Annotated in this window: 23 protein-coding genes; 14 read left to right on the top strand and 9 right to left on the bottom strand. The window is 60.9% G+C overall.

The genetic code is table 11. The features are described 5' to 3' along the window. The first annotated feature begins 16 nt into the window (after positions 1–16). Positions 17–3,454, top strand: coding sequence for an autotransporter outer membrane beta-barrel domain-containing protein (locus tag ABVN19_RS18480; RefSeq protein WP_105641621.1), 3,438 nt, complete (start codon positions 17–19; stop codon positions 3,452–3,454). Positions 3,455–3,493: 39 nt separating this feature from the next. On the opposite strand, the gene ABVN19_RS18475 is transcribed toward ABVN19_RS18480, so the two are convergent. The 3 genes from ABVN19_RS18475 to ABVN19_RS18465 are packed head-to-tail and all read right to left on the bottom strand — an operon-like array spanning position 3,494 to position 5,138. Beyond that, positions 3,494–3,790: a DUF1244 domain-containing protein gene (locus ABVN19_RS18475; RefSeq protein WP_028942702.1), complete on the bottom strand. Its 297-nt coding sequence runs from the start codon at positions 3,788–3,790 to the stop codon at positions 3,494–3,496. 24 nt (positions 3,791–3,814) lie between these two features. Further along, positions 3,815–4,513, bottom strand: a complete 699-nt coding sequence (folM, locus tag ABVN19_RS18470; protein ID WP_036989554.1) for a dihydromonapterin reductase — start codon at positions 4,511–4,513, stop codon at positions 3,815–3,817. 55 nt (positions 4,514–4,568) lie between these two features. Further along, the gene (locus tag ABVN19_RS18465; protein WP_028942704.1) at positions 4,569–5,138 is read right to left on the bottom strand and encodes an antibiotic biosynthesis monooxygenase; all 570 of its coding nucleotides are present in this window, start codon (positions 5,136–5,138) and stop codon (positions 4,569–4,571) included. Positions 5,139–5,364: 226 nt separating this feature from the next. Here ABVN19_RS18465 and ABVN19_RS18460 point away from each other — a divergent pair, with 226 nt between their 5' ends. Continuing rightward, a complete protein-coding gene (locus ABVN19_RS18460; protein ID WP_105641620.1) occupies positions 5,365–6,315 on the top strand; it encodes a MerR family transcriptional regulator in 951 nt (316 codons plus the stop codon). Here ABVN19_RS18460 and ABVN19_RS18455 read toward each other — a convergent pair. Further along, positions 6,300–6,917 (bottom strand): hypothetical protein, encoded by a 618-nt coding sequence (locus ABVN19_RS18455; protein ID WP_028942706.1) that lies wholly within the window; start codon positions 6,915–6,917, stop codon positions 6,300–6,302. The two genes, ABVN19_RS18460 and ABVN19_RS18455, sit on opposite strands and share 16 nt — an antisense overlap. 73 nt (positions 6,918–6,990) lie before the next feature. Then, positions 6,991–7,449, bottom strand: coding sequence for a PAS domain-containing protein (locus ABVN19_RS18450; protein ID WP_105641619.1), 459 nt, complete (start codon positions 7,447–7,449; stop codon positions 6,991–6,993). 140 nt (positions 7,450–7,589) lie between these two features. Between ABVN19_RS18450 and ABVN19_RS18445 the strand changes: the two genes are divergently transcribed. Next, positions 7,590–8,045, top strand: a complete 456-nt coding sequence (locus ABVN19_RS18445) for a flavodoxin (protein ID WP_105641618.1) — start codon at positions 7,590–7,592, stop codon at positions 8,043–8,045. On the opposite strand, the gene ABVN19_RS18440 is transcribed toward ABVN19_RS18445, so the two are convergent. Then, positions 8,046–8,933: a LysR family transcriptional regulator gene (locus tag ABVN19_RS18440; RefSeq protein WP_028942709.1), complete on the bottom strand. Its 888-nt coding sequence runs from the start codon at positions 8,931–8,933 to the stop codon at positions 8,046–8,048. A gap of 97 nt (positions 8,934–9,030) precedes the next feature. Here ABVN19_RS18440 and ABVN19_RS18435 point away from each other — a divergent pair, with 97 nt between their 5' ends. From ABVN19_RS18435 to ABVN19_RS18415, 5 genes are all read left to right on the top strand, one after another. After that, positions 9,031–9,417 (top strand): CidA/LrgA family protein, encoded by a 387-nt coding sequence (locus ABVN19_RS18435; RefSeq protein WP_028942710.1) that lies wholly within the window; start codon positions 9,031–9,033, stop codon positions 9,415–9,417. Further along, a complete protein-coding gene (locus tag ABVN19_RS18430) occupies positions 9,407–10,093 on the top strand; it encodes an LrgB family protein (RefSeq protein ID WP_028942711.1) in 687 nt (228 codons plus the stop codon). The genes ABVN19_RS18435 and ABVN19_RS18430 overlap by 11 nt, the downstream gene beginning before the upstream one ends. A gap of 185 nt (positions 10,094–10,278) precedes the next feature. Further along, complete coding sequence (locus ABVN19_RS18425) at positions 10,279–11,184, top strand: alpha/beta hydrolase (RefSeq protein WP_105641617.1); 906 nt, start codon at positions 10,279–10,281, stop codon at positions 11,182–11,184. A 129-nt stretch (positions 11,185–11,313) separates the two neighbouring features. Next, complete coding sequence (locus ABVN19_RS18420; RefSeq protein ID WP_028942713.1) at positions 11,314–12,222, top strand: SDR family oxidoreductase; 909 nt, start codon at positions 11,314–11,316, stop codon at positions 12,220–12,222. Positions 12,223–12,300: 78 nt separating this feature from the next. Continuing rightward, positions 12,301–12,654 (top strand): hypothetical protein, encoded by a 354-nt coding sequence (locus ABVN19_RS18415; RefSeq protein ID WP_028942714.1) that lies wholly within the window; start codon positions 12,301–12,303, stop codon positions 12,652–12,654. 295 nt (positions 12,655–12,949) lie between these two features. On the opposite strand, the gene ABVN19_RS18410 is transcribed toward ABVN19_RS18415, so the two are convergent. Continuing rightward, positions 12,950–13,735: an IclR family transcriptional regulator gene (locus ABVN19_RS18410; RefSeq protein ID WP_028942715.1), complete on the bottom strand. Its 786-nt coding sequence runs from the start codon at positions 13,733–13,735 to the stop codon at positions 12,950–12,952. A 173-nt stretch (positions 13,736–13,908) separates the two neighbouring features. Here ABVN19_RS18410 and hmgA point away from each other — a divergent pair, with 173 nt between their 5' ends. Genes hmgA through maiA form a run of 3 tightly spaced genes read left to right on the top strand, consistent with a single transcriptional unit; the run spans position 13,909 to position 17,145 of the window. Then, positions 13,909–15,210 carry a homogentisate 1,2-dioxygenase gene (hmgA, locus tag ABVN19_RS18405; RefSeq protein ID WP_028942716.1) on the top strand — a complete coding sequence of 434 codons (1,302 nt, stop codon included), beginning with the start codon at positions 13,909–13,911 and terminating at the stop codon, positions 15,208–15,210. A 3-nt stretch (positions 15,211–15,213) separates the two neighbouring features. Then, on the top strand, positions 15,214–16,506 hold the full coding sequence (gene fahA / locus ABVN19_RS18400; protein ID WP_028942717.1) for a fumarylacetoacetase: 1,293 nt from the start codon (positions 15,214–15,216) through the stop codon (positions 16,504–16,506). 12 nt (positions 16,507–16,518) lie between these two features. Further along, complete coding sequence (maiA, locus tag ABVN19_RS18395; protein ID WP_105641616.1) at positions 16,519–17,145, top strand: maleylacetoacetate isomerase; 627 nt, start codon at positions 16,519–16,521, stop codon at positions 17,143–17,145. 1 nt (position 17,146) lies between these two features. Here the strand turns inward: maiA and ABVN19_RS18390 are convergent, their stop codons facing one another. Next, the gene (locus tag ABVN19_RS18390; protein WP_028942719.1) at positions 17,147–17,953 is read right to left on the bottom strand and encodes a tetratricopeptide repeat protein; all 807 of its coding nucleotides are present in this window, start codon (positions 17,951–17,953) and stop codon (positions 17,147–17,149) included. Positions 17,954–18,078: 125 nt separating this feature from the next. On the opposite strand from ABVN19_RS18390, the gene ABVN19_RS18385 reads away from it, so the two are divergent. Further along, entirely contained in the window at positions 18,079–19,098 is a 1,020-nt protein-coding gene (locus tag ABVN19_RS18385) for a Glu/Leu/Phe/Val dehydrogenase dimerization domain-containing protein (RefSeq protein WP_028942720.1), read from the top strand. 3 nt (positions 19,099–19,101) lie between these two features. Here the strand turns inward: ABVN19_RS18385 and ABVN19_RS18380 are convergent, their stop codons facing one another. Continuing rightward, the gene (locus ABVN19_RS18380) at positions 19,102–19,365 is read right to left on the bottom strand and encodes a YebG family protein (protein WP_028942721.1); all 264 of its coding nucleotides are present in this window, start codon (positions 19,363–19,365) and stop codon (positions 19,102–19,104) included. Between the two features lie 237 nt (positions 19,366–19,602). Between ABVN19_RS18380 and ABVN19_RS18375 the strand changes: the two genes are divergently transcribed. After that, positions 19,603–20,109, top strand: coding sequence for a disulfide bond formation protein B (locus ABVN19_RS18375; protein ID WP_028942722.1), 507 nt, complete (start codon positions 19,603–19,605; stop codon positions 20,107–20,109). A gap of 564 nt (positions 20,110–20,673) precedes the next feature. Then, the gene (gene cyoA / locus ABVN19_RS18370; RefSeq protein WP_028942723.1) at positions 20,674–21,618 is read left to right on the top strand and encodes a ubiquinol oxidase subunit II; all 945 of its coding nucleotides are present in this window, start codon (positions 20,674–20,676) and stop codon (positions 21,616–21,618) included. The last annotated feature ends 3 nt before the right edge of the window (positions 21,619–21,621 follow it).

Here is a 21,621-nt window from a genome sequence, read left to right as displayed (position 1 = left end):
GCACTCACCATTAGCTATGAACGCCAACAACGATGGCGATCCGGAATCAACTATCACACTTACTGCGAATATCATTGTCAGCGATCCATCTTTCTTGCAGCAGGTCAATAAGGCCTTGCTTATCGATAGTGGGATTTTCCAGCTGGGCACGGCGAGCGCGGGCTCAAATCCAGGCGTAAATCTAACCCTGTCCGGCGGACCACTGCGCTTTAGCGGCAACATTTCGATTGGCGCCGCAGGACCGACCAACAATAGCAATGCGGGTGGCAGCTTTGTCCATTCGAATGGCAGTGTCACGAATCTGGGTTCGATCCAAGGCGGTGCTGGTGGCAATACCAGTACGGCCGCTAATGCGGGTCGCGGCGGTGTGGGCATGAACCTGACGAACACAGTACTCGTCAATTCCTCCACCGGCACCATCGTCGGCGGCGCCGGCGGTTCTAACAACGCTAACAGCACTACGTCAAATTCCACACGCCGCGGTGGGGCAGGGGATGCAGGCATCCGAATATCGAGCGGTGTGCTGGACAATCAGGGATCGATCCGAGGGGGGCGAGGTGGTAGCGTCATCAATATCGGAACAGGAAACGGTGCTGATAACAAATTCGGTGGCGCAGGAGGGGCTGGCGCCATCTTGCTGGAGGGCACTCATAGCAATAGTGGCTTGATCACGGGGGGCATGGGCGGGGCGGGGCGTAATTTTGGTTTCAACGGTAGCGGAGGAGGCGGTGCTGGATTGGAGCTGCGCAACGGAGCGGTACTTACCAACGCCCCAAGCGGCACGATTGTCGGTGCAAACGGCCACCCCGGCGTCGAAGGCGCCCCCACCGTTGGAGGCATTGCTGGAGCGGGTGCATTGGTAGTTGGCAGTACGCTGGTGAATCTGGGGGTCATCAGCGGAGGGAGTGCCGACCCGGCTGTTACTAGTGGGGGGCAGGCGGGGCGGGGCGTTACAGGCAATACCATATACCTCGTCAATGCAGGCTCCATTAATGCCGGTATGGGACTCAGCGGCGCGCCCGGTGTTGCTGTCCAGTTCGACAGTGGTATCAACACCCTCGAACTTCGCTCGGGCTTCAGTTTCAATGGCTCTGTTATCGCAAATGGCTCCGATAGATTCGCCTTGGGCGGTGCAGGCAACGGTACGTTCAACGTTTTTGATATCGGACCCACTCAGGTGTTCCAAGGGTTCGAGACCTTCACGAAAATAGGCGCTTCCACATGGATACTGACGGGGGCAACAAGCCAGCTCACCTCATGGTCCATCCAGGAAGGAGTACTTCAGATTTCGTCCGACCAGAGCCTTGGTGACCCGGCCGCAGGTCTGTCGTTCGATGGCGCCGGTTTAGGCACGCTTCAGGCTACCAGCGATATCTCCATGGCGCGCGCCGTCGTACTCGATGCGAACGGCACCTTGCTGACTGAACCGGGCACAACATTGACCATGACGGGTGTGCTTGCCGGGCCAGGCCGTCTCACCAAGGATGGGGATGGCAGCCTCCTGCTGTCGGCGGCGAATAATTACAGCGGCGGTACGGCATTAAAAGCGGGTCAAATCATAGTAGGCCACAACACGGCATTGGGCAGCGGACCCTTGGCTATGGATGAGGGCACTACGTTGGGATTTTCGGTCGGCGATTTGAACGTGGCGAATGCCATCGAACTCACCGGAACCACCGATCCGGTTATCGATACCGGTAGTTTCACTGAAACATTGTCCGGTGCAATCACCGGCAGCGGAACACTGACTAAGCAGGGCGATGGCACGCTGTTACTGGCTGGGGCCAATACCTACTCCGGCGCGACCCAATTGACAGCAGGGACCTTGCTCGCGGCGGGGCCAAATACCTTCAGTGCCGCCTCGGTGCATGCGGTTGCCTCGGGCACAGTACTCGATACAGGCGGCTTCGATCAGCAGGTCGCCGGGTTGAGTAATAGCGGCCGAGTCAGCCTGGTCGGCAGCAGTGGCAGTAGCACGCTGACGGTCGCCGGACCCTATATCGGTAACGACGGTGTATTGGCATTGAGCACTAGCGTGGCAGGCGGTACCAGCGTGAGCGATCGGATGGTCTTGGATGGGCCGGTCAATGCGAGCGGTCACACCACGATCGAGATCACCGATATAGGTGGGCTCGGTGCCTTGACCAGCGGCAACGGCATTGAGGTCATCGGCGCGATCAATGGAACCACCACCACCGCCCAGAGCACAAAGAACGCGTTCAGCCTCTCGGGTGAGCATGTGGATGCGGGAGCTTTTGAGTACCACTTGTTCGCTGCCAATGCCGATGGCACAGGGGAAAGCTGGTATTTGCGTTCGAGTTTGCCAGCTACACCGGTTGTGCCGACCATACCACCGACACCGACACCGACACCGACACCGACACCGACACCGACACCGACACCGACACCGACACCGACACCGACACCGACACCGATAGGAGACGATGAAGGGAACATAGTGGATGACCAGCCGATTTACCGAAGTGAAGTGCCGCTTCTGGTCGCCCTGCCGTCGCAGGTCAGGCAGGTAGATCTGGCTATGGTGGGTAACCTGCATCGGCGAATGGGTGATGAAGTACCCTCAGGTAGCCGCTCGACCATGCGTGTCAGCGATGACGCAGTTGACCTGCGCGAATCCTGGATACGGGCTGTGTATACCGATATGAACCTTTCGCAATCCGGCCCTGGCCAGGCCCAGAGCGACGGGCATGTGGCTGGCCTGCAAGTGGGCACCGATCTCTGGGCCAATGCCAATTGGCACACCGGTATCTATGTTGGTTACCTGGGGGGTGATATCGACGTCTCCGGGGATGCCAGCGCGCGCAACGGACGTGTCGGCAGCAATGACCTGAGCTCTAACTACCTGGGGGCGTACGCGACCTGGCGGGACAATCAGGGCTGGTACGTCGACAGCGTGCTGCAGAGCGGTCGTCATCATTACGATATCAATCCTGACACTAGCCCCAGCCAGTCGGGCAAGGCGACAAGCTATGTCGCGTCGGTGGAAACGGGTAAGGCTTATCCGCTCAATGATCAATGGGTCATCGAGCCACAGGTTCAGCTGATCTTTCAGCACAGCGATTTTGACGACGAGACGCTGTCCGGTGCCCGGGTTGAACAAGATGCCGGCAATGGCTGGATCGGCCGTGTGGGGGTGCGGATAAAAGGTGATGTGATCGTCGACAAAGTTGGACACGTGCAACCCTATGCTCGCCTCAACGTCTACCGTGCCCACCTCGATGATGATGAAGCTACATTCGTCGGGCCCGGCGGGTCGGCAGTGCTTAGCAACGACGGGGGATACACCTCGGGTGAAGTGGCTGCGGGCGGTACCGTGGCGCTGACTTCCAGCATGGACCTCTACGGTGAGGTCGGCCATATGTGGGACATCAGCGGCGATACCCGCGTGGAGGCTGATGTACAAGCTTCGCTCGGGTTGAAAGTGCGCTGGTAAGTGCGAACCTCATCGCCTATGAGGTTCGCCCGCTAGCGCCTATTCCTTGGGCGTTCCTTTGGCAAATGCCGCCTGTTGCTCGGCGCTGGCTTCTTTCTGGTATTGGGCTTTCCATTCGGCATACGGCATGCCGTAGACCACTTCGCGGGCCTCATCCATGCTCAGGTCGATCTGACGCTCGTCGGCGGCGGCCTTGTACCACTTGGACAGGCAGTTGCGGCAGAAGCCGGAGAGGTTCATCAGGTCGATGTTCTGCACATCCTTGCGGCTGTCCAGGTGGGCAACCAGCCGGCGGAAGGCGGCGGCTTCGAGTTCAAGCTTTTGTTGATCGTTCATGGTCGTTCTCGTGACAAGGGCAATTCAGTCTGTTGCGATGCGGTTCTTCAGGTGGCGACCACCGTTGATCACCACGTTGCTGCCGGTGCTGTACTGGCTGTCGAGCAGGAAACGCACTGCCTCGATCAGCGGCTGGGCGCCGGGTTCGAATTCCAGCAGGGCCTTTTTCAGCGTCTGTCGGCGGTAGGCCTCGTCGCTGTTCTCCTTGAGGATCAACAGCCCGGGCAGGATCGCGTTGACCCTCACCACCGGTGCGTATTTCTCGGCAAACGACAGCACCATGTTCTGCAACGCGGCCTTGGTGGCGGCATAGCCGATGTGGCTCTTGCTGCCGCGCGAGGAGGTCTCGTCGCAGATGTGGATGATGTCGGCCTTGTCCAGCTTCAGCAGTTGCTCGCCCAGCGCCAGGTTCAGGTGATAGGGCGCCTCGACGTGCAGCTTGAACATGGTGTTGAGGTTGGCCAGGTCGTCGTCGAGCCACAACGAGGCGTTGTGGATGATCGCCCGCAGGCCATCGTAGTTGCTCTTCAGGTGATCGATCAGGGCCAGGCGGTCCTGTTCCAGGCACAGGTCGGCCTGGAACTGGATGATGTTGGGGTGGGCCGCTTCGGGGCTTTTGCTGCGGCTGGCGCTGACCACGGTATGGCCGGCCTGCGCCAGGTTCAGGGCCAGCGCCAGCCCGACTCGCTGGCTGGCTCCGGTGACAAGAATTGGGCTTTTCATGGTGGGGGCGGTCAACTTTTACTGGTTCGCTTGGATAACCCCCAGCATACCCGAACTAGGCTGGATTGCGCGCGCCCTGCGGCCTGGCACTGCGGGCCGGGGCATTGAGCCAGTTGGCCAGCAGACGGGTCGACAACGGAATGAACAGGTACACCATCAAAGGCGTCAGGCCCAGGGTGCTGAGCAAGATGCGCGGCACCAGGTCCAGGGCGCCGAGCCAGTGGCCGAACAGCACGTTGAACAGCAGTGAGACCGGGAAGAACGCCAGCCAGATCGCTACGGCCTGTTTCCAGCGCGGCGGGCGCTGCACCGGATGGGTGCCAAACCAGCCGTCCAGGCCGCTGGCGCGCAGTTCCTGGGGTTGTTCGAACAGGCCGTTGCCGCGGGTCAGCCAGGCCTTGCGCGAGGCGGAGTGTTCCCACGCCTGCATGGTCTGCTCGTTGGTGAAGCGGAAGATGATCTGGAACTCGTCGCCCTGCGGGGGCGGCGCCAGTACGCCGGAGCCCAGGTAACCGGTAAAGTCGGTGGCCAGTTGTTCGCCTTCGTGCAGCCAGGCCATCAGGTCCTGGTAGCGGCCTTGGGCAACGCGGCGCGTCACCATCAGGGTTACGGGTGGGGTAGACATCGTGTATCTCCTGGCAACTGGGCGTGGCGGGTGGCCTGCCCATGAAATGCCGCCTGGGGTGGTAGGCGACATCTGGCTGCATGCAAAAAACGGGCGCGGATTATTGCCGAAATAATCTGACCCGTCAGTGCTGGCAGACAAACCGTACCGGCCTAAATGCCAATGGTCGTGTTTCCGCCCCCGGAGTAGAATGCCCGTCGGCCCCTGAATCGTGGTTTTCCCGGCAATGATCGAACCTGCCCAGCCTTCGTTGAACCCCGGCGATCTCGACCACGAGGAGCTGTTCCCGATCCGTGAAGTGTCGCGCCTGACGGGCATCAATCCGGTGACCTTGCGGGCCTGGGAGCGCCGTTATGGGCTGATCCAGCCCACACGCACCGAAAGTGGGCACCGCTTGTACTCCCAGGCCGATATTGACGAGGTGCGCACTATCCTCGGCTGGATCGAACGGGGTGTGGCAGTCAGCAAAGTCGGCAAGATCCTTGCTCGCAGTCACAGCCTCAAGGCCCAGGCTGAGCCACTGCACAATCCTGCGTCCCAGAATGACTTCAAGCAATGGCAGCTACAGCTGCGCCAGGTCGTGCGCGCTTTCGATGAGCAGCGTCTGGGGCAGGTCTATGGCCAGGTATTCAGCGGTTATCCCCTGCTGGTGGCATTCCAGGAGATCCTCATGCCGGTTTGGCAGGCGCTGCGCAGCACCCGCGAAGCCTTCGGCCAGACCAGCGAGTGGCTGTTCCTTGATGGTTTTTTGCGGGGGCGAGTTTTGCAGCGCTTGCAACTGGCCGAAGAGCAGCAGGAGGTGCGGGTTGTGCTGGCGGCCATCCCCGATCATTGCCGGGAACTGGAACTGCTGGTGGCAGCCCTGCTGCTGGGCAGCAGCGAAATTGCCGTGACGGTGTTGAGCCTGGGGCAACCGCTGGAGGAGTTGGCGTTGGTCTGCGAGCACATGGCGCCTCATGCCCTGGTGTTGTTCTCCAACCGCCCGCCGGCGCCGGACATGCCCAAGCGCCTGGCGCGCCTGGCCCTGACACTGGAGTGCCCGTTGTTACTGGCGGGGGAGGCAGCGGACCTGGCCCAGGACAGTCTGGTCGGTTCGCAAGTAGCGTGTCTTGGCAGCGAGGCGCGCCTGATGCGCCGCCGGTTGCAGCAATACCTGGACGGTCACCTGGACAGTTGAGGGTGAAGCTCTGGATGGGCCTGACGATGGGCCTGGAGGATGTACTCGCGAAGCCGTTCGATTTCCTGCGGTTGGCTGGGGCTCAGGTTATAGGCCGCCAGGCTGTCGCCGGTGCGCCGTTGCAGCACACCCTGCAACGCAATCGGCGGGCAGTGGGCGGGCGTGAACCAGAGATTGAAGGAATTCGGCGGCTCGGGTTGATCACGAATTTCGATCAGAACACCCTTGAATGAAATTTCCCGTACCCACAGGCCAGCGCTGAGGCCCAGCTCATCTTCCAGCGCGACCGGTTCATCAAGCGTCAACCGCCATGGCCGGACCATGGGGCCTTCTTCATAGATGTTCGGCGCACCCAACTGAAGGTGCAGGGAATGGAACTCGTCTTCGACCAGTTGCAGGGGGAAGGTCATTTGCTGGTTGTCGAACTGCGCCTGCAAGGTGACTTGTTCCTGGGCAATGAGCCGGGTCAGCAGGTCTTTGATCTCGCTGCCGCCATTGACCAGCAGGCGCGACGCCGGCTCAGCCATCGAGGGCTGCGACGTGTGCTGCATGGACCTGATGAAATCCAGCTCATCCTGAGTCAGGAGGGCATCTGCTTGCATGATCGAACTCGAAAATGTCAGTCGTGAATGCATTTCTTCACCGGGATTGACAGCCAAACGGTGGTTTAGTTTTTTACCGTTGGTCGCTTTCCAGTTCGGCAATGCGTGCCCGTGCCTGTGAAAGCTCACGTTCCAGTTCAATCACCCGCTGTTCGGCCTCGACCTGGCGGCTGACATCCTTCTGGATGCCAATGAAGTACTTGAGCTGGTCGGCTTCGTTATACACCGGGGTAATCGACAGCTCATTCCAGAAGGCGCTGCCGTCCTTGCGGTAGTTACGCAGAATTTCCCGGCACGGCTGGCCGCTCTTGATGGCCTCGCGGATTAGGCTGCGAGGGGCCTGGTCGCGGTCGTCGTTCTGCAGGAAGCGGCAGTCGCGGTAGAGGATGTCGTTGGCGTCGTAGCCGGTCAGGCGCTCGAACGCCGGATTCACGTAGATCAGGATAGTGTCGTCGTCGCCTTCCTGTTCGGCGACCACGATGCCATCGTTTGAGGCGTCAATCATGCGTTGCAGCAGTTTGGCATTGATCATCGAAAGATTCGCAAGGTCATTGGAGCGGGCACGGCGGCTGATTCTAGTTTATTGGTGCGGGGCTCACACCTGGAGAGTGAGGCCTTTTGCCAGTGTCGGATGTTAGTATCCTACGCTTTTACTCAGTTTCGGAATCCACTATGAAAGTCGCCATCCTTTCCGGTTCGGTCTACGGCACGGCCGAAGAAGTCGCACGGCATGCCGAATCCCTGCTCAAGGCCGCAGGTTTCGAGGCCTGGCATGCAGCCCGTGCCACCTTGCAAGACCTCCAGGGCTATGCCCCGGACGCCTTTCTGGCCGTGACTTCGACCACCGGCATGGGCGAGTTGCCCGATAACCTCATGCCGCTGTTCAGCGAAATTCGCGATGTGCTGCCTGCCGCCTGGCGCGGCCTGCCCGGTGCGGTGATCGGCCTGGGTGATTCGAGCTACGGCGATACCTTCTGTGGCGGTGGCGAACAGATGCGCGAGCTGTTCGCCGAACTGGGCGTCAATGAAGTGCAGCCGATGCTGCGCCTGGATGCCAGCGAAACCGTGACGCCTGAAACCGATGCCGAGCCCTGGCTGGCCGAGCTCGTCGCCAAGCTGCGCGGCTGATCACGATGGCTGCGGTTGCTCGCGCAGCAGCTGCAGCCAGGCCTGGGCCGCGCGCGACAGGTAGGCGCCCTGGCGCCAGATGAAGGCGATGTCCCAGCGCAGGTCGGTGGGCTCGCTCAACGCCAGGCGAACCACGCCGGGGCGTTCCAGCCCCCTTGCCACCACGCTGGGCAGCAACACCACACCCTGGCCGGCCGCCACCAGTGCGGCGAGAAAATCGGCCTGGCCGCTGCGTCCTCCCTCCTTGGGAGTAAACCCCAGTTGCTGACATGCACTGAGCAAACGGTCGTTGAGCACGAAACTGCGCTGGTACAGCAGAAACGGCGTGTCGGCCAGTTGCGCCAGGCTGACACGTCCGGCGTTGGCCAGGGGATGGTCGACAGGCAACAGCGCATCGAGCGGTTCGTTGCAGAACGGCTGATAGGCAAAGGCCGGGTCATTGGGAGTGAGGCTGCCTCCCAACTCCAGTTCGCCGCTTTGTACCGCCTGTTCGACGCTGCGGCTGCCGCCTTCTAGCAGATGAATGGTGATGTTCGGGTAACGCCGACGGTATTCGGCAAACAACCCGGCAAACAGCGCATCGCTGCCCAGCAGCGGCAGGCCAAGGCGCAGTTCGCCGCGGCCCAGCTGGCTCAGGTCGTCGAGTTCGCTCTGCAACTCCTGGCGCAGGCGCAGCATGGCTTCGCCGCGCTCGAGGACAATCCTGCCGGCAGCTGTCAGGTGCAGGTGTGAACCCTGGCGTTCGAGCAGCGGCGTACCCAGGTCCTGCTCCAGTTGGGCGACTTGCTTGCTGACCGCCGACTGACTGATATGCAGGGTGTGGGCCGCCTGTGTGAAGCCACCGCGGTGGACCACTTCGATAAAACTGCGCAGTTGTTTGAATTCCATGATCGCAATTCCATTGTGGAATGGAGGCAAGTCTAACAATTCGCTTTTGGCGTGTGGGGCAGGCTTTTAGAATGAAGGCCTGAAGAGGTCCCCTGCGATGAAACCCGCGTCTATCAAACGATTCCTGCGCTTGCTCGCCGAGCTTGCGATCTTCCTTGGCCTTTATCTGTTCGGTGGCCAGCTGGCGGTCTGGCTGGGTTGGCCGATCCCGGGTGGGGTCATGGGCCTGGCCTTGCTGTTGCTGCTGTTTGCCCTGGGCTGGTTGAAGCCTGCCTCGCTGCAATTGGGCGCGGGCCTGCTGATGGCCGAGATGCTGCTGTTCTTCATTCCCGCGCTGATGAGCCTGCTCGACTATGGCAGCCTGATGCGTGACGAAGGCTGGCGAATCCTGCTGGTGATCGGCGTCAGTACCTTGATGGTCATGGTCATGACGGCGGTGACGGTGGAATGGGTGTGCCGCTGGAGGATGCGCCATGACGCTTGAGCCGATGCCACTGTTCTGGCTGGCCCTGACCTTGCTCGCCTACCTGGGCAGCCGCTGGTTGTACCGGCGAACCGGGCGCTACCTGCTGTCTCCGCTAATTCTGGTGCCCGCGCTGCTGTTGTCGGTCGCGGTGCCCTTGCACACGGCCTATGCCGAGTACTCGCGCAATACCCATTGGCTGATGTCGGTGCTGGGCCCGGTGACGGTGGCCTTTGCCGTGCCGATCTGGCAGCAACGCAAATTGCTGGCCCGGCACTGGCCGGCGTTATCGCTGGGCATGCTGGTGGGTAGTGCGGCGTCGATCAGCAGTTCCTGGGGGTTGGCGCACCTGCTGGCGTTGGACCATTCGGTGAGCTTGTCGTTGCTGCCGCGCTCGATCACCACACCTTTTGCCATGCCCCTGGCCCGTGACCTGGGCGGGGTTCCGGAGCTGACGGCCGTGTTCGTGATGTTCACCGGGGTGCTTGGGGCCCTGTTCGGCGGGGTGCTGCTCAAATTTCTGCCACTGCGCACGGCATTGGCCCGTGGTGCGCTGTTCGGGGTGGGTGCCCATGGCGCTGGCGTCAGTCGCGCTCATGAGGTGGGCGGTGAAGAAGGCTCTGTCGCGGGGCTGGTGATGGTCCTTACTGGATTGCTCAACCTGTTTGCCGCGCCACTGCTCACGGTACTGTTGTGACGCGCCTCTCTATTTGCGCGGCTGACTCACAGGGTCAATAAGCTGGCTGCCAATGCAACTTTCCTCCGGATCGGTACTCGCTAGACTGGATCCAATAGAGCACACGAATGTGCCGAGGTGATTGCAATGATCGCAGCCGCTGCCTTGCTCAACACTCCGCTCCACTACCAACCGGGACTGCACTGATGCCTTTGGCCGAGATTCCATTGTGCGTCTGGCGTACCCGGGGCCTGAGTTTTTCGTTCCGGGGCCAGGACATTCGATACTGGACGGCAGGGCAAGGTGATCCCCTGCTGCTTATCCACGGATTTCCCACCGCGAGCTGGGATTGGCACTACCTGTGGGCGCCACTGGCCCAGCGCTTTCGGGTCATTGCCTGCGACATGCTCGGTTTTGGTGACTCGGCAAAGCCGCTGCATCACCCCTACAGCCTTATGGAACAGGCCGATCTGCAGCAGGCGTTGCTCAGCCATCTGCAGATCGATCAGCCGGTACATTTGCTGGCCCATGACTATGGCGCCAGTGTTTCCCAGGAGCTGTTGGCGCGTCGCCACGAGGGGCGGGCGAAGGTCGCCAGTTGCGTGTTCCTCAATGGTGGCCTGTTCCCCGAGCGGCACCGGGCATTGCTGATCCAGAAATTGCTGCTCAGCCGCTTGGGGTGGCTGGTGGGGCGTTCGTTTGGCCGCGATGACCTGGTGCGCCATGTTTCCCAGATCTACGGGCCCTGCACTCGCCCCAGTGAAAGCGCACTGGACGACTACTGGAGCCTGATTGCCACGAATCGCGGTACGCGGATCCTGCACAAGCTGGTGGCCTATGTACCGGAGCGCTCGACCTACCGCGAGCGCTGGGTCGGGGCCCTGATGAGCCAACAGGTGCCGCTGCGCTTTATCAATGGCGCCGTCGATCCTGTTTCCGGGGCACACATGCTTGAGCGCTACAAGGAGTTGGTGCCCAATCCCGATACCGTGTCGCTGCATGGCATCGGCCACTATCCCCATACCGAAGCACCGGTACAGGTGCTGCGCCATTATCTTGATTTTCGTGAACAGCCACTGGCGTACCTTCCCCAGAAGGTCGCCTGGTCCTGATGGACCAGGTGCAACCCCATCATCGTCTGACCTTATCGCCTGCCATTCACCCCGCGCCCGCTTCGTTGTATGCGGGCCGGTGCTGATCGACACTCGGGCATCCCTTGCCGAATTCCTGGAGTGTTGAGCATGAACGATTCGCTGCGCCTGGACGATAAAGTGGTCATTGTCACTGGGGCCGGTGGTGGCCTGGGGCAGGCACATGCCTTGCTGTTTGCCCGTCATGGCGCCCGGGTGGTGGTCAACGACCTGGGCGGCTCGACCCATGGTGAAGGGGCCAGCACCTCAGCTGCCGACCGGGTAGTGGCGCAGATTCGCGAGGCCGGTGGCACAGCGGTGGCCAACCATGACTCGGTCAGCGACGGTCAGCGGATCGTCGAGCAAGCGCTGGATACCTTCGGGCGGGTCGATGTGCTGGTCAACAATGCCGGCATCCTGCGCGACAAGACATTCCACAAGATGGAAGACAGCGACTGGGAGCAGGTTTACCAGGTGCATGTCGCAGGCGCCTATAAGGTTACCCGTGCTGCCTGGCCGCACCTGCGCGAGCAGAACGCAGGACGGGTGATTTTCACCTCATCGACCTCGGGCATCTACGGCAACTTTGGCCAGGCCAACTACGGCATGGCCAAGCTTGGCCTGTACGGCTTGACCCGGACCCTGGCCATCGAAGGGCGCAAGCACGGCATCCTGGTCAATGCCATTGCCCCTACCGGCGGCACACGCATGACCGAAGGGCTGTTGCCGCCCCAAGTGTTCGAGCAGCTCAAGCCAGAACTGGTCAGCCCATTGGTGGTGTATCTGGGAAGCGAGCAGTGCCAGGACAGCGGCGGCCTGTATGAAGTGGGTGGAGGCTGGGTCGGCAAGGTGCGTTGGGAACGCAGCCTGGGCGTGGGATTCAACCCCCATGAAGGCTTTTCAGCGGAGGATGTGGCTGCCAACTGGGAACGCATCAGTGATTTTGCCGACGCGGTACATCCCCGTGACAGCTTGGAGGCCTTGCAACAGATGATGGCCAACTTGCAGAAGTATCAATAGGCACGATCACCTGTGGTTGTGGTCGCCGGATGAAGTTGCCTATGCTGGACGGCCACGTTCGTTACAGGAGTACAGGGGATGTACGAGTCCAAAAGCGACGCCGTCATTTCGCCCCGCCAGTTTCGCTGGCGCCTGATCTGGCATGCCCTGGCGGCCTGCCTGTTGCTGATCGGCTCGATCTTGTTCGGGGTGGTGGGGCACCTGTACTTCGAGCCGCACATCCCTCTGCATGACGCCATCTTCAACGCCACCTTGCTGCTGGGTGGGGTGGGGCCGGTGATCTTGCCGGAGAGTATCGGTGGCAAGCTGTTCTTTGCCGGTTACGGTCTGTACGTAGGGCTGGTGTTCGTTGCCAGTATCGGCCTGATCCTGGCGCCCATCGCTCACCGGTTACTGCACCGCTTTCATTTCGACGACAGCGATGACGACTGACTGCTCGGCATAAAAAAGGCCGCTACAAACGTAGCGGCCAAGTAAGACGCAGATCAAGGAGCTTCAAAATCAACGTCGGTGAACCTGCTGCCGGAAGAGCGGGGTGTACACGCCTCGAATGTCCGGTCTAGAGGGCTTTCTGCTGCAGCGTCGTCCTCGTGCAAACAGAATAAGTCGCTGACCCTCAAGGAAAAATAGCGGTTGCTGACATTCACTGTTACACGCTTGGCAACAGTGTCGTGCCGCTCACGTTATCCCAGGCACCTGTTAATGACTGTGATCCTTTGTAATGAGTTCACGGGGTTTCTTCGTAGCCCATGCGCCAGCTGATTTGCCTGGCTGCTGCCAGCAATTGCTGTGCGGCCGGGCCTTGCTCGTCGGCATGAAAGATCGAGGTCGGGCCAACCACGGTGAGCACTGCGGCAATCTTGCCGACTGCATTGAACACGGGAGCCGAGAGTGCATCGACACCCGGCATCAACAAACCGTGGACATGGTGCAGGCCCCGTTCACGAATGCTGGCGAACAACGCCTCGTATTCGCTGGCGTTGTGGCCGAGGGCAGACAGCTCCTGATCACGCAACTCGATGGTTTCGCGCTCCGGCAGGTAGGCGCCGAACACCAGCCCGGTGGATGAACTGAGCAGCGGCAGCACCGAGCCGATCTGGGTTACCACGGTCACTGCGCGTACAGCAGGCTCGATATTCACCACGGTGGCACCCTGGTTACCCCAAACCGCGATAAAGCAGCTTTCGTTCAAGTCGTCGCGCAGTTGCGACAGTGGCATCGCCGCGACCTTCAGCACATCCATCCCACCCAGGGCTGCAAGCCCAACGCGAAGGGCTTCGCGGCCCAGGCCGTAGTGGTTGGTGGCCGGGTTCTGTTCGGCAAAGCCACTGGCGATCAAGGCCTGCAGGTAGCGATGGACCTTGCTGGCCGGCATGTCGACATGCTCGGCCAAGCGTGAAAGGGAGGTGGAAGGCGACAACTGGGCCAGGGCCTTGAGAATGTCGGTGCCGACTTCGGCCGAGCGTACCTTCTGTTTGCCGGCGCTGTCGGCGGGGGAGCTGGCTTTGGCCATGGTGCATTCGATCCGGGTTGTCCAGGTGGGCGTCTTTATAGCTTGACGGTCTTCGTCAATCAAATTACGTTATGCGTAATTTAATTACGATAAAAATAACGCAGAAGCGCTGCCACGCTGACCGACTCGCAGCCAACTGCCATCAACCGGCCTGCATTGGGCCCGGAGGCTCGATGAACCTCGATAGCACCCCCGTCCTCGACTACCTGAGTGGATTTGGCAACGAATTCGCCAGCGAAGCTTTGCCTGGCGCCTTGCCAGTGGGGCAGAACTCGCCGCAAAAAGCACCCTATGGCCTGTATGCCGAGCTGTTCTCCGGTACCGCCTTCACCATGACCCGCAGCGAAATGCGCCGCACCTGGATGTACCGCATCCGGCCGTCAGCCCTGCATCCGCGCTTCGAGCGCCTGGAGCGTCAGCTGGCCGGTGGCCCGCTGGGGCAGGTAACGCCTAACCGCTTGCGCTGGAACCCGCAGGAACTGCCGAACGCGCCGACCGACTTCCTCGACGGCTGGGTGGCCATGGCCGCGAATTCGGCGAGCGAGAAGCCTGCCGGTATCAGTATCTATACCTACAGTGCCAACCGCTCCATGGAGCGTGTGTTCTTCAACGCCGACGGCGAACTGTTGCTGGTACCGGAGCTGGGCCGCCTGCGTATCGTCACCGAATTGGGCGTACTGGACGTCGAACCGCTGGAAATCGCCGTGCTTGCGCGGGGCCTGAAGTTCCGCGTTGAGTTGCTCGACAAACAGGCCCGTGGTTACCTCGCCGAGAACCATGGCGCGCCGCTGCGCATTCCGGACCTGGGCCCGATCGGCAGCAATGGCTTGGCCAACCCGCGTGATTTCCTCGCGCCGGTGGCGCACTATGAGGACCATCAGGGCCCGGTGCAGCTGGTGCAGAAGTTTCTGGGCGAACTGTGGGGTTGCCAGCTCAACCATTCGCCGCTGGATGTGGTGGCCTGGCACGGCAACAATGTGCCGTACAAGTATGACCTGCGTCGTTTCAATACCATCGGCACGGTCAGCTTCGACCACCCGGACCCGTCGATTTTCACCGTGCTCACGTCGCCGACCAGCGTGCCGGGCATGGCCAACCTCGATTTCGTCATCTTCCCGCCGCGCTGGATGGTGGCCGAGAACACCTTCCGTCCACCGTGGTTCCACCGCAACCTGATGAACGAGTTCATGGGCCTGATCCAGGGCGCCTACGATGCCAAGGCCGAAGGCTTCCTGCCCGGCGGCGCGTCCCTGCACAGTTGTATGAGCGCCCATGGCCCGGACGCCGAGACCTGCGCCAAGGCCATCGCCGTCGACCTTGCACCGAGCAAGATCGACAACACCATGGCCTTCATGTTCGAGACCAGCCAGGTGCTGCGTCCGAGCCGCCATGCTCTTGAATGCCCGCAATTGCAGGCCGACTACGATAGTTGCTGGGCAACGTTGCCGAGCACCTTCACCCCGAATCGGAGATAACCCATGAATCAGTCCGCCATTGCCCGCAGTTGGGTCGAACACGCCAACGGGCATCGCGATTTTCCGCTGCAGAACCTGCCGCTGGGGATCTTCACTCACAAGGATCAGGCCAAACGCTGCGGCGTGGCCATTGGCGATGCCATTCTTGACCTGGAAGGCGCTCTGGCTGCCGGCCTGTTCGAGGGCCAGGCCCGCGCCGCGGTCGAAGCGACCCGTGGTGGTTCGCTGAACGCCTTCTTCGCCCTGGGCCGTGGTGCCCGTGTGGCCCTGCGCGAGCGACTGCTGGAACTGCTGGGTGAGCACAGCGACGATCAGGTCGCGCTCAAGCCACTGTTGCTGGCAAGCGCCGATTGCCAGTTGCACCTGCCGGCGCAGATCGGTGACTACACCGATTTTTATGTGGGTATCGAGCACGCCAAGAACGTCGGCAAGTTGTTCCGTCCCGACAACCCGCTGCTGCCCAACTACAAGTACGTGCCAATCGGCTATCACGGTCGCGCCTCGACCATTCGCCCGTCGGGCACCGACGTTCGCCGCCCCAAAGGCCAGACCCTGCCGGCCGGACAGAACGAGCCGAGCTTCGGACCGTGCGCGCGCCTGGACTATGAGTTGGAGCTGGGTATCTGGATTGGCCAGGGCAACGAGATGGGCGAGTCGATTCCGGTGTCGGAGGCCGCCGAGCATATCGCCGGTTTCTGCCTGCTCAACGACTGGTCGGCCCGTGACATCCAGGCTTGGGAATACCAGCCCCTGGGTCCATTCCTGTCCAAGAGCTTCATCTCGACCATTTCCCCTTGGGTGGTCACGGCCGAAGCGCTGGCGCCATTTCGTTGCGCCCAGCCTGCGCGCCCGGCAGGCGACCCGCCGCCGCTGTCGTACCTGCTGGACAAGCGTGACCAGGCTGGCGGCGCCTTTGACATCGAACTGGAAGTGCTGCTGCTGACCGAGCGTATGCGCGAGCAAAACCTGCCAGCTCATCGCCTGACCTTGAGCAATACTCTAAGCATGTACTGGACGGTGGCGCAGATGGTTGCCCACCACAGTGTCAACGGTTGCCAACTGCAGCCGGGCGATCTGTTCGGTTCGGGTACGCTCTCGGGTGCCCAGCCTGGCCAGTTCGGCAGCCTGCTGGAGATCACCCAGGGCGGCAAGGAGCCTGTGCAATTGGCGTCTGGCGAGGTGCGCAAGTTCCTCGAAGACGGCGACGAGATCATTTTGCGTGCCCGTTGCGTGCGCGACGGCGTGGCGTCGATCGGTTTCGGTGAATGCCGCGGCAAGATCCTTCCGGCACATTGAGAGGGCAGGGCCATGGATCTGTTCAACTATTACCGCTCGACCTCGTCCTACCGGGTGCGCATTGCCCTGGCACTCAAGCAGCTTGAGTACCAGTACGTGCCGGTCAACCTGCTCAAGGGGGAGCAAGGGCAGCCCGACTTCCTGGCACTCAACCCCCAGGGGCGGGTACCGGCGCTGCGGATCGATTCCGGTGAGCTGCTGGTGCAGTCGCCAGCAATCATCGAGTACCTGGAAGAGGTTTATCCACAGCCGGCGCTGCTGCCCGAGGATCACGTGTTGCGTGCCCAGGTGAGGGGCGTGGCAGCGTTGATCGGTTGCGATGTGCATCCATTGCATAACGTCAGCGTGCTCAAGCAACTGCGCGGACTGGGCCACGATGAAGACCAGGTCAACCAGTGGATTGCCCACTGGATCAGCCAGGGCCTGGCGGCGGTGGAAGGGTTGATCGGCGACGAAGGCTTCTGCTTTGGCGAGGAGCCAGGGCTGGCGGATGTCTACCTGGTTCCTCAGCTGTATGCGGCCGAGCGCTTCAACATCGGCCTGGGTGACTATCCTCGGATTCGCCGAGTGGCGGCGCTGGCCGAACAACACTCGGCGTTCGTCCAGGCGCATCCCTCCCGCCAACCTGATAACCCCTGAGCTAATGCAGTGACGGTGTCAGCGGCGGCAGTTGTCCCAGGCGCTCGGTCAGGCGCAGGCGCTGGATCGGGTCGTCACTAAGCAGCAGGGCGTACTCCAGGTCGAAACGTTCGGCCTGGGGGCATTCCAGATGCTGGTACAGGGTGGCGCGGGCCAGGTAGTCGCTGGCAGTGGCGGGGCCCAGTTGCAGGACGCGCTCGGCATCCTTGAGGGCGGCCAGGTCATCGTCGTGGGTCGTATGCAACTGGCGCAGGTTGCGTGACAGGCGTTGCAGCATCTGTTGCGGGGTGGCGGTGAGCAAATGCTCGGCACTGAGCTGCAACTGCGGGCCGAACTGTCGGCCGAGGAGTTCGCGGCAATCGGTCGGGTACAGCCTGCGTCCACCGCAAGGGTCGAGCAGGTGATCGGCACCGGGTACGCGCAGCAGGAAGTGTCCGGGAAAATTCACCCCTTCCAAGGGGATCGACAGGCCCCGGGCCAGTTCCAGGGTCAGCAGCGCCAGCGCCAGCGGTTGCCCGCGGCGACGCTCCAGTACTTTATCGAGAAGGGCTGCCTGCGGGCGCAGCGGGTGATACTCATCCTGCTGGAAGCCCATTGCATTGAGCTCGCGCAGCAAGGGCTGTGCAAGCTCGCCAAGCGGCAACATGGGCAGGTGGTTGCTGACGTCAATCTGCAGGTCGCGAACCTTGCGCAGTTGCTGGGCGGGGTCGACGCCGCCATCGTGTTCGGCAGCGATCCACAACGCCGCTTCCAACAAGGCGACGGGGTCACGTTCGAGGCAGGCCATACAGGCTTGGCGTGGGGTCATGACAATCTCCGCTCAAGCTTCTGTTGTAGCGCTGGCCAACGCGTTCGTCCAGTGGTCCGGGCATTGTCATCATTCGGCAAACGGCGACCTATACTGGGAACAGCACCTCACTGAGGAGCCCGCTGATGTTCGCACTCATGCAAAGCACTCGTACGCAATCGCTGCACCTGTGCATTGACCCGCCGACAGGTCTGAAGGCTGTGGTCGCCATTCACAGCGAACACCTGGGGCCGGCGATGGGCGGGTGTCGTTACCTGGCCTATCCGGATGACGACAGCGCCATGGTCGATGCGATTCGCCTGGCTCAGGGCATGAGCTACAAGGCGGCGCTGGCCGGCCTGCCGCTTGGGGGCGGCAAGGCCGTGATCATTCGCAACCCGCATGTGGAAAACCGCGCGGCGCTGTTCGAAGCGTTCGGTCGCTTCGTCGAAACCCTGCAAGGGCGCTTCATCACTGCGGTGGACAGCGGTACTTCGACCCTGGACATGGACTGCATCGCCCAGACTACCCAGCACGTCACCAGCACCACGTCAGCGGGCGATCCTTCGCCCCATGCGGCCATGGGTGTGTTCGCCGGTATTCGCGCCACGTCCATGGCCCGCCTGGGCAGCGACAATCTGGAAGGTTTGCGGGTGGCGGTGCAGGGGTTGGGTAATGTCGGCTATGCACTGGCCGAACAACTGCATGCCGCCGGTGCCGAGCTGTTGGTCAGCGACCATGACCCGGGACGGGTGCAGTTGGCAATCGAACAGTTCAATGCGCGGCCGGTGGCCAACGAGATGTTGATCAGCACCCCGTGCGACATTTTCGCGCCGTGCGGGGTAGGGCCGGTGCTCAATGGCCAGAGTGTGATGCAGTTGCGGTGTGCCGCCGTGGCGGGGGCAGCGAACAACCAGCTGACCACCTTGCAGGTGGCCGATCAGTTGGAGAGCCGCGGGATACTCTATGCACCCGACTATGTGATCAATGCGGGTGGCCTGATCTACGTGGCGCTCAAGCACCGTGGCGAAGACCTGGGTACCATCACCGGCCATCTGGCGCGCATACCCTCGCGCCTGACCGAAGTGTTCGCCCATGCCCAGGCGGAAAAACGCTCGCCGGCGCGGGTGGCACAAATGCTGGCCGAACGTTTGATCTACGGCTGAGCGTTATTCGGCTGGGGTGTCCGACAGCAGCTCGGCCAGGGCATCGGGCTGGCTCTTGAACGCCTTGGCAAAGACGTCGCGATTCTTTGCCATATAGATGCCGGCATCCTCGACCTGCTGTTCGCTGAGCGACGGCACGGCTTTTTTCAGGACCTCGGCCAGCAGCTCGGCCAGTTCGAGCATCTTGTCGTGACGGTCTGCTTCGGCTTTATCCATGAACAAGCGCTCCAGATCGCGGCTGCTGCGGTATACCACTTCGACGGCCATTCATCACCTCACATGCCTTTTGAATAACGGTGTGCGTAACACTGTGTTTTTGTACAGTGTTAATGATAGGGTAATCCTCAGGACTAAGATAGTGGCAATTCAGCCGTCTGCCGTGCGGGACGAGTCGCGTCGGTTTATCCAGCCCTGGCGCGGCACTTTTACTGCTCTCAATGGTCTTGTCCTGCGTGTAGAATTCCGGAGCAGACCACCCGTTATCCAGTCAATCAAGGATTTGCAATGAACGATCAAACATCGCGCCTGAACCGGGAACGGCGCTTTCTGGTACTGCTGGGTGTGATTTGCCTGGCGCTTATCGGCGGTGCCTTGTACATGCAGATCGTTCTCGGTGAGGCGCCATGCCCTCTGTGTATCCTGCAGCGTTATGCGTTGTTGCTGATTGCCTTGTTTGCCTTTATCGGTGCCGCGATGCCGGGGCGCCGCAGCCTCACGATCCTCGAGGGCCTGGTTGTGCTCAGTGCCATGGGTGGCATGGCCGCGGCGGGCAACCACGTCTATATCCTCGCCAACCCTGCTGTCAGTTGCGGTATCGACACGCTGCAGCCGATCGTCGATGGTCTGCCGTTGGCAACGGTGTTGCCGCTGGTGTTCCAGGTCGATGGATTCTGCTCCACGCCGTACCCGCCCGTACTGGGTCTTTCACTGGCGCAGTGGGCATTGCTGGCGTTCACCTTGACCGCCATTCTGGTGCCCTTCGGGATCTACCGGAACCGTCGCAAGGCTTAGACAAAAGTCATGTATTGACGCAAGTCTGTTGGGCAATGAAATTTTCACATTGTGTCGCACCCCAGTTGATCTGAATCAAGCACCAAGCCTTGTAGATAGGGCGTTACAGGGCTATTGGAAGGGGTGCGACAAACTGTCGCGAAACTGATTTGTAACGCCCGATTGTTGCAGGATCGGTAAAGGACTGTTGCTCAATTAGTCATAGTCATTGATTGCCTACCTATCTACAATCGCCCCCAATTTCCGTTCGGCACCGCTTGCGAGTCGCAGGAACAAAGGAGCTTAAGCCTTCTTTTTGCTGACTCTGACGAGCATCGCCTGCGGCGATGCCGGGCTGACCCCCCTCCGTGATTTCCCGCACCAAATGGAATTGGTCTGAACACAGGCCTGTTGCCTACGAAGTCAAAATAATAAGCACCGTAATACCCGGTCGATACCGAGCCGCCGCAGCTGGCATCACGGTATGACCGTATTCGATCCCATAAATGCTGACGCTTGGCAGGACGAAGTGTTGGCGACCAAAACACAAATTGCATTGAAGCAAGCTGCTCTAGAGGTCGTGAGATGAGTAAAAAGCGTTACCCCAGACTGTTTGGCATTCTGCCCTTTTTAGGCATGCTTTTACTCAGTGGGTGCAACTGGACCCTGCTCGACCCGAAGGGCCAGGTCGGCATTGAGCAAAAGAACCTTATCCTGATCGCTACCGGTTTGATGTTGCTGGTGGTGATTCCTGTCATTTTCATGACCATCGCGTTCGCCTGGAAGTATCGTGCTTCCAACAAGGCGGCGACCTACACCCCTGACTGGTCGCACTCGACCAAGATCGAAGTGGCGATCTGGACCATCCCGGTACTGATCATCATTGCCCTGGGCTATGTGACCTACAAGACCACCCACGAGCTGGACCCTTATCGTCCGCTGGTTTCCGATGTGAAGCCGGTGCAGATCGACGTGGTCGCCCTGGACTGGAAATGGCTGTTCATCTACCCGGAACAAGGCATTGCCACGGTCAACAAGATCGTCTTCCCGGCCAACACTCCGGTCAACTTCCGCGTGACTTCCGACTCGGTGATGAACTCGTTCTTCATTCCGGGCCTGGGCGGCCAGATCTACGCGATGGCAGGCATGACCACCAAGCTGCACTTGATCGCCAACGAGAATGGCGAGTTCGACGGTATCTCGGCGAACTACAGCGGTGCAGGTTTCACCGGTATGAAGTTCAAGGCAATCGCCACCTCCCAGGCCGATTTCGAGGCATGGGTGAACGAAGTCAAGCAATCGCCTAAACAGCTGGATCCGGCTGAATACGCGGCATTGGCCAAACCTAGCGAAAACAATCCAGTCGCGCTGTACAGCGTGGCCCCGTCTGACACGTTCCAGGACATCGTAGACAAATACGAAGGCATGAACCGTGGCAAGCCGGTGGTTCACGAAGTGCAGACCAAAGCAGCGGCCGGTACCGAAGGGATGGACGTGAGTATGCATTCAGCTGCTGGGGCAGAGGAGTAAGAG

Origin of the sequence: Pseudomonas vranovensis (assembly GCF_040438935.1) — a bacterium.
In the GTDB taxonomy this organism is placed as follows: Bacteria; Pseudomonadota; Gammaproteobacteria; order Pseudomonadales; family Pseudomonadaceae; genus Aquipseudomonas; species Aquipseudomonas vranovensis.
Note: the sequence above shows the minus strand (reverse complement) of the source record. Positions and strands in the feature narration are given on the sequence as shown.